We start from the raw sequence: 12,046 nt of genomic DNA, 5'->3' as shown, positions 1-12,046 counted from the left end.
AGAGATGAAGGTTTTATTATGGCAGTATTAGGATTTGAATTACAGTATATATATAGCATATTAAAAATATTAATATTTTTACCAGTTATTTTATGCCTAATATATGTGTTTGCAAAATATGGAGGAAGTAGTCTACAAAATATTCAAAAGGGAAGATACATGTCTGTATTGGATAGATTGCCCTTATCGAAAGATAATGCTTTGTTAATTGTTAAAATAGGAGAAAAGCTATACCTTATATCTTCTTCTCAAGGGAATGTAGAAGTTATAGAAGAGCTTAATTCTGAGGAAGCAGAAAAAATCCAAAAAAGTAGAGAAATAAAGGAATATGCTTCTATAAAAGAATTTTATTCAAAATTAATAAACAAAAAGGAAGATTAGAGCATGGAGAATAAAAATAGTAGTAAAAGAAAAATATTCTTAGCTATAGGCATAGTTTTTTTATTAACTTTACTATGTTTTCAACAAAAGGCTTTAGCGGCACCAGGAGAAATACCTATACCTAAGATAAACATATCACCAGGAGATACAACAGATCCTAAAGGCTATGTAGATAATTTGAAATTATTTTTAATGATTACTGTTTTATCTATATTACCATCTTTCATAGTAATGATGACAAGTTTTGTAAGAATATCAGTGGTTTTTGGATTCTTGCGAAATGCCATGGGAACACAACAATCTCCACCTAATCAGGTTTTAATAGGACTTGCTTTATTTTTAACTATATTTATTATGAATCCAGTTTATCAAGTTATAAATAAAGAAGCTATACAACCCTTTATAAAGAACGAAATAAATCAGGAACAGGCCTTTGAAACAGGAACAAAACCTTTAAGAGAGTTTATGTTAAAACAGACCAGAGAAAAGGATTTAAAATTATTTGTAGAGATTTCAAATATAGACAAGAATGTTACAAAAGAAAATATACCTCTTTATGTAGTAATTCCTTCTTTTATTATAAGTGAATTAAAAACAGCTTTCCAAATAGGGTTTTTATTGTACATACCATTTTTAGTTATAGATTTAGTAGTAGCTAGTGTTTTAATGTCTATGGGCATGTTTATGTTACCACCGGTAATGGTATCCTTACCCTTTAAACTATTATTATTTGTAATGGTAGATGGATGGCATTTGCTTATAAAGTCATTAATAATGAGTTTTAAATGAGGTGGGTAATAAATGAGTGAAAATATGATTATGGGAGTAATGAAAGATGCTATAAGTACAGGACTTTTAGTTGCAGCACCAATACTTATATCTGCAATAGTTGTAGGACTTTTAATTAGTATTTTGCAAGCTACTACGCAAATTCAGGAACAAACCTTAACCTTTGTTCCAAAGCTCATTACTGTGGCTATAGTAGGACTTTTTACAGGAAACTGGATGTTACATAATCTAATGGGATTAACTAATAGAATCTTTGAACTTATTGCAAACATTGTGAAATAGATAAAAAGTAGGTGTTATATATGATGGATGTAGCTTTTTTCACAGCAATAATTATGGTTTTTTTAAGACTTATTGGATTTTTTACAGTAACACCTGTATTTTTTCCTAAGGGAACCCCTGCTATTTTAAGAGTAGCATTTACCTTAATTCTCTCTTACGTGATAATACCAGGAATTGATTATTCTCAAATTGCAACTATAAATAATACTATGGCTTTTATAACTAATTGCTCTAGTGAAATCATAACGGGACTAGCCTTAGGCTTTATGACAAATCTTTGTTTTATGGCCCTTAGGCTAGGAGGAAACTACATGGATATTCAAATAGGATTTTCTATGATATCTATGTTAGATCCAAATACTAATAGCAATTCAACTCTAATAGAAAGATTGCTTTATTGGACAGGAATCATATTATTTTTTATGGTAGATGGGCACCATATGCTCATAACACAATTAATAGATAGCTTTAATGTAGTTAGTATTGGCAGATTTATTTTAAATCAACAAACTGCCAGTATGATTATAGAAGTTTTTATAGAATTTTTTACTATGGGTTTGAAAATAGCAATACCTATTGTATTGATAATTATAATTGCAGAATTAACCCTAGGACTTGTAGGAAGAGCTGTACCACAGCTAAACGTAATGATTTTAGGACTTCCTTTAAAAATAATTATAGGGCTTGCAACACTAATATTGGCCATGCCAATAATATTTAAATTAATAGCTGAGGGATTTTCAAACATTCCTGAGGCTTTTAGGGGATTTTTTAAAGGAATACCGCCAATATTGTTTATTTTTGCCTCAGAGGATAAAACAGAAGAGGCAACTCCACATAAATTACAGGAAGCTAGAAAAAAGGGACAAGTAGCAAAAAGTAAAGAAGTAGGATTAGCACTTACTTTACTTATGAGCACTTTGATATTAAGCTTTTTAGGACAATATGCTATGGACAATTTACAAAATTTCATGACTGCTTTTTTAAAGGATTTTTTAGGCATGGAGTTAAATTACAAAAATTTATTTTACATAGCAGTAACTATTTTAATAAAATCAGCTCTAATTATATTGCCTTTAATTATACCTATAATGATTATGGGAATATTGGCAAACTTTTTACAAACAGGTTTTATTTTTACAAAGGAAACTTTAAAGCCAGATATTAAAAAATTAAATCCTATAAATGGATTTAAAAGGATATTTTCCACAAGAACTCTAGTAGAGCTTGTAAAAGATTTAGCTCTCGTAACGGTAGTGGGTTATGTAGGATATAGATTTTTAAAGAAAAATTATTTGGATATTTTAAATTTAGGTAGTTTAAGATTTCCAATTATGTTAGATGCCTTTAGGGGTATAGCAGTTAAAGTATTTTTTAATATAACTCTTGTTATGATTTTTATAGCTGTAGGGGATTTTATATTCCAAAAGAGAAAATATAAAAAGGATATGAAAATGAGTAAACAGGAGGTTAAAGAAGAATTTAAACAACAAGAGGGAGATCCTCAAATTAAAGGAAAAATAAGACAAAAACAAAGAGAAATGGCAATGAGAAGAATGATGCAAAGCATACCAGATGCTACAGTAGTAATAACAAATCCTACTCATATAGCGGTGGCACTAAAATATGAAGAGGGAAAAGGGCAAGCTCCAATGCTTGTAGCTAAAGGAGCAGATTATGTAGCATATAAAATAAAGGAAAAGGCTCGTGAAAATAAGGTACCTATTATTGAAAATAGGCCTTTAGCCAGAATGATATACGAAAAGGTTGAATTAGAGGAAGAGATACCTGTGGAAATGTATGAAGCAGTAGCAGAAATTTTAGCTTTTGTATTCAAATTCAATAAGTAAAAGTGTTTAACTTTAAGGATGGTGTTTTTATTGGAAGATACAAGGAACAAATTAAAATTAAAAAATAATTTAGATGTGATTGTTTCCCTAGGTATTATAGGAATCATAATGATGATAATAATTCCTATATCTACTCGTGCATTGGATATATTATTAGCTGTGAACATAACCATATCTGTAGTAATTATTTTAATGACCATGTTTACTACAGATGTACTACAGTTTTCATCCTTTCCTACAATACTTTTAATAACTACTTTATTTAGATTATCATTAAATGTATCTTCCACAAGACTTATACTAGGTCAAGCAGATGCAGGAGGCATAATAGAAGCCTTTGGAGATTTTGTTGTGGGAGGAAATTATGTAGTAGGTATTATAATATTTTTAATTATTGTAATAATTCAATTTATAGTTATAACTAATGGTGCTTCTAGAGTAGCAGAAGTTTCTGCAAGATTTACATTAGATGCAATGCCAGGAAAACAAATGAGTATAGATGCAGATTTAAACTCAGGACTTATAGATGAAAATGGTGCAAGGGATAGAAGAAAAAAGCTTCAAGATGAAGCTAACTTTTATGGGGCTATGGATGGTGCCTCTAAATTCGTAAAAGGTGATGCTGTAGCTGGACTTATAATAACTTTTATAAATATTATAGGTGGAATAATTATAGGTGTTATGATGCATGGCCTATCAGCCTCAGAAGCTGCTCAGCTTTTTACAAGACTTACAGTGGGAGATGGACTTGTAAGCCAAATCCCAGCACTTTTGGTATCTACAGCTTCTGGTATATTGGTTACCCGTTCAGGTAGCGATGAAAACCTAGGTTCTGTAGTAAGTACACAGCTTACAACTTTTCCAAAAGTTATAGCTATGGCTTCTGCTATATTGTTCTTTTTATTTTTAGTTCCAGGACTTCCATCTCTACCTTTTTTTATACTATCAATGGCTAGTGGAGTAGCAGCTTATTTTTTATATAAAGATGAAAAGGAAAAGATTATAGAGCAAATAGAATATGAGCAGCAAGAAATAACAGAAATAGAAAGCAGAGAACCAGAAAATGTAATGAATTTAATAAATGTAGAACCTATGGAAATAGAAATAGGATATGGACTTATTCCGCTAGCAGATGAGGGTTCTGGAGGAGACTTACTTCAAAGAATAACTTCTGTAAGAAGACAATGTGCTATAGAAATGGGAATAGTAGTACAACCTATTAGAATAAGGGATAATCTACAATTAAAAACTAATGAATATGTTATAAAGATAAGAAGTACTGTAGTGGCTAAGGGAGAACTTATGGCAAATATGCTACTTTGTATGGATCCTAGCAATGGAGAATATGGAATAGAGGGTATTAGAACTATAGAGCCTACTTTTGGACTTCCAGCAGTTTGGATAAATAACGATCAAAGAGAAGATGCAGAAATAAAAGGACTTACAGTAGTAGACCCAACTACTGTATTAATAACTCATTTAACTGAAACTATAAAGAATCATTCTCATGAATTAGTAGGAAGACAAGAAGTAAAACTTATAATAGATTCACTTAAGGAAAAATATAGTGCTGTAGTGGAAGAATTAATACCAGATTTAATGACTGTAGGAGAAATACAAAAGGTATTACAAAACTTATTAAAAGAGAGAGTTTCTATAAAAGATATGGTTACAATACTAGAATCCTTAGCAGATAATTCAAGGACTACAAAGGATTTAGAACTTCTTACAGAGTATGTTAGATTTGCTTTAAGTAGAAATATATGTGAACCTTTAATAGATGAACAAGGTGCAATAACTGTAATGACATTAGCTCCTGAAGTAGAGGAACTTATAGGAAATAATATTCAAAAATCTATGCAAGGCTCTTTCCCTGCAATAGATCCAGATACTACTGGAAAAATATTATCTTCATTAAAGGAAAATATGGATAAAATATTCTTTTATGAGGGACAACCAGCTATATTGGTTTCTCCAAATATAAGACCAGCCTTTAGAAAATTAACGGAAATGGTTTTTCCTAATTTAGCTGTTTTATCTATAAATGAAATTCCAAATGATGTGGATATTAAGGCAGAAGGAGTTGTAAGTATATAAAATGATTATAAAAAAATATGTGGTAAATAATATGAATGAAGCCATGACTAGAATAAGATATGAAATGGGACAAGATGCTGTAATAATAAGTCAGCGGAAGGTTAAAAGACCAGGAATTAGTGGCTTTTTTAGAAAGAAAGTTCTTGAAGTTACCGCAGCTGCTGAAAGCTCTAATAGTAAAAGAGAATCAGAAAACTATAATGCAGTAAAACAGTTATTAGAAAATAGTATAGATAGGAAAAAAGAAGAACCGGCAGAAAACAATTTAGATAATAGTAATGGAAATAAAGAAATATTAAAAGAAATAGAAGAAATGAAAAATGTGGTTACATCTTTTATAGATAATGCCTACAAAGGAAATGTAGAAGAGGAGAAAGAAGAAATAAAAGAGATAAAAAGTCTATTAAAAGACAATGATGTATCAGAAGATATTGTAGAAAAAATATTAAAAGTATTAAATGGATTAGAAAATAAAGAACAATTGATGGAAAAGACAAAGGAATTTATTGAAAATACAGTTAAGGTATCCTCAGAGGATTTAAAAGGTGCTGTGGTTTTAGTAGGACCTACTGGAGTAGGAAAAACCACAACCATTGCAAAACTTGCAGGAAGACTTTCCTTAGTAGAGAAAAAGAAAGTAGGATTAATTACTGTAGATACCTATAGAATAGGAGCAGTAGATCAGTTAAAGACCTATGCGGATATTATGGGAATACCCTTTAAAGTAGTATTTTCCATAAATGATATGGAAGAAGCTATAGAAAATATGAAAAATTGTGAAGTGGTTTTAGTGGATACCACAGGAAGAAGTTCTAAAAATGTAATGCAGATTTCAGAGCTTAGAGCTTTTATAGAAAAAGTAAATAGTGATAATATACATTTAGTTATAAGTTCTACTACAAAAAATAGGGATATAGACAATATAGTAGAAGGATATAAAACCTTAGGATACAACAATGTTATTATCACCAAGTTGGATGAAACTACAACCTATGGATCTATATTAAATATAGTAAATAGCACAAAAAAACCCATAAGCTTTATAACTACTGGGCAAAATGTACCAGATGATATAAGAGCTATAACTCCAAAGGAAATAAGTAGCTTAATACTAGGAGAGGATAACATATGTTAGATCAAGCTGCATCCTTAAGAAAATTAGTAGCAGAAAAGTCATATAATTCGCAGGAAATAAAGTATGGAAAAATGCCCAAAATACTTACTGTAACTTCTGGAAAAGGTGGAGTTGGTAAAAGCAATTTTGTTGTGAATTTAGCCATTACTCTTCAAAAATCAGGTAAAAAGGTGCTTATATTGGATACGGATATAGGAATGGCTAATGACGATATATTAATGGGTTTTTTCCCTAAATACGATATTGGTCATATTTTGTTTAATAATATGCCTTTAGAACAGGTAATAATAGAAGGACCTTTTGGAGTTAAACTTTTACCAGGTGGTTCTGGCATGACTAAATTAAATGAAATTACAGATGAAATAAGGGAAAATTTTATTAGAAAAATAAGTAATTTAAGGGATTTAGACTTCATAATTATAGATACAGGTGCAGGAGCCGATTATAAAGTTTTAAGATTTATATCCTGTAGTGAGGAGTTAATACTTCTTACAACTCCTGAACCTACAGCTTTAACAGATGCTTATAGCTTATTAAAATTAGTAAGTCATTTTGATATAAAAAGTAATGCTAAGGTAGTTGTAAATAAGGCTTTAAATTCTAAAGAAGCGTTAAATACTTTTAATAAATTTAATAATACTTCTAAGAAATTTTTAGGTATTGATTTGGATTATTTAGGGTTTATAATGGAAGATAGGAAGGTTATAGAAGCGGTGAGAAAACAAAGGCCTTTTGTATTGAGTTTTCCAAATTCTTATGCTACAAAGAATATAGAAAGTATAGCAAATTCTTTAATAAAGAATAGAGGTTATATAAAAGAAAAATCTAAGGATTCCAGCATACAAGGCTTTTTTAAGAGAATGTTTAATGCTTTTAAGGCTTAATTATTTATTATACAATGGGGTGGGATAATTATGAAGTCAATAAAGGAATTTGATATTAATGATTTTAATGTTAATGGAAGAATAGAAATATTAATGGATGATGGAATTTATAAAAGCAATATACAGGATATCGATAAAGATTATATAGCCATAAGTATACCAGTAAAAGATGGAGAATATCTTCCACTGAGAAGGGGAGACCGAGTAGAGGCTGTATATTACGAAAAAAATAAATTATACAAATTTTATACAGTGGTGTCAGGTAGAAAAGTAGATAGAGTTATGATGATACTTTTAAAGCATCCAGATAAAATATTTAAAGTACAGAGAAGAAATTTTGTAAGGGTACCTTTTGTTACAGAAGTATTATGTGCAGTTTTAGAGAAAAATCAAGGTATAATAGACAGATTAGATAATCAATTTGAACTTTTTCATGGACATACACTAGATATTAGTGGTGGAGGTATAAAACTGTCTACAGAAAAGGAGTTAGAAAGAGGAGAGCTTTTAATGCTTACCATACCTATAAAAGATGAAAATATATCTGTAAAGGGAAAAATAATAAGAAAAGAAAAGTTAAATGAGTTTGTATATGGAGTAAGCTTTCATGATGTGGATAATAAAACTGTAGAAAAAATAGTGTCCTTATTATTTCAGATAATGAGGGAGCAGAGAAAAACTGGGGCAAAGGAGGAATGAGATATGTCCATAGCTGAGACATGTGATGTTAAGGAAGAACTAGTAAAAAAATATATTCCCCTTGTAAAATATATAGCATCTAGAGTTATTATAGGAAAAACCAAGTATATAGATTATGATGATCTAGTAGGATATGGAATGCTTGGACTTATGGATGCTATGAAAAAATTTGATCCATCTAAGGGAATGAAATTTTCTACTTATGCATCTATAAGAATAAGAGGATCAATGATAGATGAGTTAAGAAGAATAAGTCCTATACCAAAAAGTGCCATGGACAAGCTTAATAAATACAATGAGGCAGTAGAAAAGCTGCAAATGAAAAACTTTAAAGAACCTAAGCTAGAAGAAGTGGCAAAGGAATTAGATATGTCTTTAAAAGAAGTATCTCAAATAGAAAATTATATAAATTATATATCTGTAGTATCCTTAGAGGATTTTATATTTTCTGATGACGAGGATATATCTCTAATGTCCACTGTGGTAGATAAAGATAGTCCGAGCCCCGAGAAAACTTTAGAAGAAAAAGAATTAATTGAGTATTTAGAAAAGGCTATAAATAAATTAAAAGAAAGAGATAGAATAGTATTATCATTGTATTATTATGAAAGACTTACTTTAAAGGAAATAGGTAAGGTTTTAGAGGTTTCGGAATCTAGAGTATGTCAATTACATAGTAGAGCTATTGTCCATTTAAGAAATGAGCTAAAAAAACTAAAAATTATAAATTATTAAGGAGCAATTTTAATGCATTTTATTTTATTAATCATAGGAATAGCACTTATAGTTTTAAATATAGGAATTATAAAAGAGGAAAAAACATATAAAAAAGAGAATTTTAATGAAAACCTAAATATAGCTCATGATAATATGGATAAAAATGAAGCAGAAATTATGAAAATGAGAAAAGAAATGGGAGAAACATTCTATAGTCTTCAAGAAGAAATTCAAGATTTAAAAACATATATAGAAAAATTGGAAGATAAAATTGAAAAAGAGTGTTATGAAAAACCTGTTGAAACTGTTATACAAAATATAGACACCTTAGATGAAGAAAAAGTAGATGAACCTGAAAAAGTAAAGGTTTCAAATTACAACAATGTAAAAATAGAAGAAATAAAAAAATTAATAGATGAGGGAAAAAATATAGAGGAAATATGCGAAACTTTAAATATGGGCAAGGGGGAGGTATTATTAATAAAGGACTTATACCTAGAATAAAAGAGTTTATTTCATTTTTAAGTGATAGAAAACTATTATTAGGAATTGGCATAGGTATAGTTATGGGTATAACTTCTATGATAGGAGTTAAAATAAATTATAATCTAAGTGATTATGAAATAGAAAAAAGAGCCCGTTCCATGGGAATGAAATATCCAGAAGAAGTAAAAGTTATTATAGATAAGGATGTGAAGAAAAAATGATAAGAGGATTATATACTGCTGTATCTGGTATGATTACTGAAGAGGCAAAACAAAATGTTATAACTAATAATTTAGCTAATGTAACTACACCAGGTTTTAAATCTGACAATTTATCCGTTAAACAATTTGATGAGGTGCTTTTATACAATTATGATAAAAAAAGGGGCAATAAAAATGTAAGACAGGACCTTGGCGGGCTTTCTATGGGAAGTAAAATAGATGAGGTAAATACATATTTTCAACAGGGTATGATAGAAAAAACTGAAAGAAATACAGATTTTGCAATACAAGGAAGAGGTTTTTTTGTAATAGAAAGACAAGGACAAGGTGGGAATGAAAGACTATATACAAGAAATGGGCATTTCTATGTAAATAACAGAGGATTTTTGGTAAATGATAGTGGAGATAATGTAATTGGAAGAAATAATGCTACAGGAGCCATAGAACCTATTAGATTAAATACAGAAAATTTTACTTTAACAAAAGAGGGAAATATATTAGTTAATGGAAATACTGCTTATACAGTGCAAGTAGCAGATTTTCAAAATTATGGTGATTTAAGAAAAGTAGGACAAGATGCCTATACAGGAAATAATCCTATAGATTCCACAGATTATATTGTAAAACAAGGTAATTTAGAAAAATCCAATGTAAATACAGTAAGAGAAATGATCGAAATGATGACAGTTATGAGAACTTTTGAAACCAGTCAAAAGGTTATACAATCTATAGATGAAACCTTAGGAAAAGCTGTAAATGAATTAGGAAGCGTAAGATAATTTAACACACAAGGAAAGGGGATTATATAATGCTTAGAGTGCTTTGGTCTGGAAGAAGTGCCATGTATGCCCAACAGGAAAAATTAGATGCCATATCTAATAATATAGCTAATGTAAATACAGAAGGATACAAAAGACAAGATGTTTCCTTTCAAGATTTAATGTATGAAACACTTGATAGAAGAGGATATCCTGTAGATGAACAGGGAAATAAAAATCAAATAAACGGAACAGGTGTAAAAACTGGTCCATGGATAAGAGATAACAGCCAGGGAGTTCTTAATAATACAGGTTCTAGTACAGACTTTGCCATAGATGGTAATGGATATTTTAAAGTGTTTAGAGATAATAAGGAATACTACATAAGAGCAGGAAGTTTTAACATAGATAACAGAGGAAACTTAGTAGATAAGAATGGAAATATATTAGAAATAGATACAAATATAGAGAATTTCATAGATGAAGACGAAGAATATGATTTTGATGATTATTATGATGATGACTACGATTATGAAGATGATTTTGACGAATACGATGAATTTGATGAAGGCCAAAGAAGAACTCCATTAACTAAAGATAATTTTTATGTAGAAAAAGATGGACGTGTTTATTTAAAAAATAATGATAAAAAACCTAGATTAATAGGTAAAATAAATGTTTATGATGCAGTAGGAGAAAATGCCTTTATTTCTGTAGCAGATAATTTATATACTCCAGTAGAAGGAGTAAATCCACAAGCCGTAAATTCAGACATACTACAAGGATATGTAGAAAGATCCAATGTAAAAATGGAAAAAGAAATGGCAGATATGATAGTATCTCAAAGAGCTTTTGAATTTAGCTCAAGAGCTGTTAGAACAGCAGATGAGATGTGGGGAATGATAAATAATTTAAGATCAAGATAAAACTTTAGTTAATGAACGACGAATAATTAATAATGAATAATTAAGGTAGATTTTAGAGGACAGAGGACAATTGACATAGGACATAGGACAATGAAGGAAGATTTTCCTCCGCTTTGCTACAGAAAATCTTAAGTTTTATAATATAATTGAAAATTGAAAGTGGAGAATGGAGAATGGAGGACATTTTTCTTCGTTGCGCTCAGAAAAATTTTAATTTTATTTAATTTGTTAAAGTAGTTGCACTATGGAAAACTCGTTCAGCGAAGCTGAACATTGAAGATATCTTAGATTTAGTTAATATAAAAAAGGTTTAGTTTTAACTAAACCCAAAGATCTTATAAAATTAAAAACTTTTCGTAACGATAGTAGAGAAAAGATGTCAATCATTTTCCACTTTCCATTCTCCATTTTCAATTCTAACTAATAAGATTAAAGATTTTCTGTAGTGAAACGGAAGAAAATCCACCTAAATTGTTCATTATTCATTATTAATTTTTCATTGATTAAAAAGCTCTTCACTGTTAGTTAAGGAAAACTAACAGTGAAGAGTTTTTTAATCTACCAGTTCGTCTAAACTTACTCTTTTAAATTTTATGTTAAAAGCTCCATTTCCTACGGGATTAAAGGGATTTTCATAAGTAATGTCAGAATTATAATCATTAAAGTTATTGTAGTTATAGTTTAATCCCATATCCATATTCATATTTGAATAGGGTGATCCCATCATAGGGCAAATAAATGATGGATTAAATATACAGTGATTATTGTACATATTATTCCTCCTAAAAATAAATCATTTGCAAATTAATCACTATTAGTAT

14 protein-coding genes are annotated in these 12,046 nt (G+C 29.6%); 13 read left to right on the top strand and 1 reads right to left on the bottom strand.

Going from position 1 to position 12,046, the window contains the following annotated elements:
• Positions 1–18 precede the first annotated feature (18 nt).
• The 13 genes from fliO to CKV72_RS06840 are packed head-to-tail and all read left to right on the top strand — an operon-like array spanning position 19 to position 11,225.
• Positions 19–381 carry a flagellar biosynthetic protein FliO gene (gene fliO / locus CKV72_RS06900; RefSeq protein WP_089864778.1) on the top strand — a complete coding sequence of 121 codons (363 nt, stop codon included), beginning with the start codon at positions 19–21 and terminating at the stop codon, positions 379–381.
• Positions 382–384: 3 nt separating this feature from the next.
• Positions 385–1,170 (top strand): flagellar type III secretion system pore protein FliP, encoded by a 786-nt coding sequence (gene fliP / locus CKV72_RS06895; RefSeq protein WP_095177839.1) that lies wholly within the window; start codon positions 385–387, stop codon positions 1,168–1,170.
• A 12-nt stretch (positions 1,171–1,182) separates the two neighbouring features.
• A complete protein-coding gene (gene fliQ / locus CKV72_RS06890; protein ID WP_089864785.1) occupies positions 1,183–1,452 on the top strand; it encodes a flagellar biosynthesis protein FliQ in 270 nt (89 codons plus the stop codon).
• A 20-nt stretch (positions 1,453–1,472) separates the two neighbouring features.
• Positions 1,473–3,302, top strand: coding sequence for a fused FliR family export protein/FlhB family type III secretion system protein (locus CKV72_RS06885; protein ID WP_169712356.1), 1,830 nt, complete (start codon positions 1,473–1,475; stop codon positions 3,300–3,302).
• Positions 3,303–3,332: 30 nt separating this feature from the next.
• Positions 3,333–5,399, top strand: a complete 2,067-nt coding sequence (gene flhA, locus CKV72_RS06880) for a flagellar biosynthesis protein FlhA (RefSeq protein WP_089864790.1) — start codon at positions 3,333–3,335, stop codon at positions 5,397–5,399.
• Between the two features lies 1 nt (position 5,400).
• Positions 5,401–6,534: a flagellar biosynthesis GTPase FlhF gene (gene flhF / locus CKV72_RS06875; protein WP_089864794.1), complete on the top strand. Its 1,134-nt coding sequence runs from the start codon at positions 5,401–5,403 to the stop codon at positions 6,532–6,534.
• Positions 6,528–7,418, top strand: coding sequence for a MinD/ParA family protein (locus tag CKV72_RS06870; RefSeq protein ID WP_089864797.1), 891 nt, complete (start codon positions 6,528–6,530; stop codon positions 7,416–7,418). Before flhF ends, CKV72_RS06870 begins: the two co-directional genes overlap by 7 nt.
• A gap of 30 nt (positions 7,419–7,448) precedes the next feature.
• Positions 7,449–8,117 carry a flagellar brake protein gene (locus CKV72_RS06865; protein WP_095177837.1) on the top strand — a complete coding sequence of 223 codons (669 nt, stop codon included), beginning with the start codon at positions 7,449–7,451 and terminating at the stop codon, positions 8,115–8,117.
• Positions 8,118–8,120: 3 nt separating this feature from the next.
• Entirely contained in the window at positions 8,121–8,852 is a 732-nt protein-coding gene (locus CKV72_RS06860; RefSeq protein WP_089864801.1) for a FliA/WhiG family RNA polymerase sigma factor, read from the top strand.
• 12 nt (positions 8,853–8,864) lie between these two features.
• Positions 8,865–9,338: a DUF6115 domain-containing protein gene (locus tag CKV72_RS06855; RefSeq protein WP_095177836.1), complete on the top strand. Its 474-nt coding sequence runs from the start codon at positions 8,865–8,867 to the stop codon at positions 9,336–9,338.
• Positions 9,275–9,541 carry a hypothetical protein gene (locus CKV72_RS12130; protein ID WP_111921698.1) on the top strand — a complete coding sequence of 89 codons (267 nt, stop codon included), beginning with the start codon at positions 9,275–9,277 and terminating at the stop codon, positions 9,539–9,541. The genes CKV72_RS06855 and CKV72_RS12130 overlap by 64 nt, the downstream gene beginning before the upstream one ends.
• The gene (locus tag CKV72_RS06845) at positions 9,538–10,320 is read left to right on the top strand and encodes a flagellar basal-body rod protein FlgG (protein ID WP_089864807.1); all 783 of its coding nucleotides are present in this window, start codon (positions 9,538–9,540) and stop codon (positions 10,318–10,320) included. Before CKV72_RS12130 ends, CKV72_RS06845 begins: the two co-directional genes overlap by 4 nt.
• A gap of 29 nt (positions 10,321–10,349) precedes the next feature.
• Positions 10,350–11,225 (top strand): flagellar basal-body rod protein FlgG, encoded by an 876-nt coding sequence (locus tag CKV72_RS06840; RefSeq protein WP_095177835.1) that lies wholly within the window; start codon positions 10,350–10,352, stop codon positions 11,223–11,225.
• Positions 11,226–11,778: 553 nt separating this feature from the next.
• On the opposite strand, the gene CKV72_RS06835 is transcribed toward CKV72_RS06840, so the two are convergent.
• A complete protein-coding gene (locus CKV72_RS06835) occupies positions 11,779–11,997 on the bottom strand; it encodes a hypothetical protein (protein WP_095177834.1) in 219 nt (72 codons plus the stop codon).
• Positions 11,998–12,046: the final 49 nt, after the last annotated feature.

The sequence above is a fragment of the Clostridium cochlearium genome, assembly GCF_900187165.1.
In the GTDB taxonomy this organism is placed as follows: Bacteria; Bacillota; Clostridia; order Clostridiales; family Clostridiaceae; genus Clostridium_G; species Clostridium_G cochlearium.
Note: the sequence above shows the minus strand (reverse complement) of the source record. Positions and strands in the feature narration are given on the sequence as shown.

Excerpts from the sequence above, each read along its gene's own strand:
- CKV72_RS06845 (WP_089864807.1), top strand. The coding sequence starts at position 9,538 with ATGATAAGAGGATTATATACTGCTGTATCTGGTATGATTACTGAAGAG.
- CKV72_RS06855 (WP_095177836.1), top strand. The coding sequence starts at position 8,865 with ATGCATTTTATTTTATTAATCATAGGAATAGCACTTATAGTTTTAAAT.
- CKV72_RS06840 (WP_095177835.1), top strand. The coding sequence starts at position 10,350 with ATGCTTAGAGTGCTTTGGTCTGGAAGAAGTGCCATGTATGCCCAACAG.
- fliQ (WP_089864785.1), top strand. The coding sequence starts at position 1,183 with ATGAGTGAAAATATGATTATGGGAGTAATGAAAGATGCTATAAGTACA.
- CKV72_RS06835 (WP_095177834.1), bottom strand. The coding sequence starts at position 11,997 with ATGTACAATAATCACTGTATATTTAATCCATCATTTATTTGCCCTATG.
- flhF (WP_089864794.1), top strand. The coding sequence starts at position 5,401 with ATGATTATAAAAAAATATGTGGTAAATAATATGAATGAAGCCATGACT.
- CKV72_RS06865 (WP_095177837.1), top strand. The coding sequence starts at position 7,449 with ATGAAGTCAATAAAGGAATTTGATATTAATGATTTTAATGTTAATGGA.
- fliO (WP_089864778.1), top strand. The coding sequence starts at position 19 with ATGGCAGTATTAGGATTTGAATTACAGTATATATATAGCATATTAAAA.
- CKV72_RS06860 (WP_089864801.1), top strand. The coding sequence starts at position 8,121 with ATGTCCATAGCTGAGACATGTGATGTTAAGGAAGAACTAGTAAAAAAA.
- CKV72_RS06885 (WP_169712356.1), top strand. The coding sequence starts at position 1,473 with ATGATGGATGTAGCTTTTTTCACAGCAATAATTATGGTTTTTTTAAGA.
- fliP (WP_095177839.1), top strand. The coding sequence starts at position 385 with ATGGAGAATAAAAATAGTAGTAAAAGAAAAATATTCTTAGCTATAGGC.
- CKV72_RS06870 (WP_089864797.1), top strand. The coding sequence starts at position 6,528 with ATGTTAGATCAAGCTGCATCCTTAAGAAAATTAGTAGCAGAAAAGTCA.
- CKV72_RS12130 (WP_111921698.1), top strand. The coding sequence starts at position 9,275 with ATGCGAAACTTTAAATATGGGCAAGGGGGAGGTATTATTAATAAAGGA.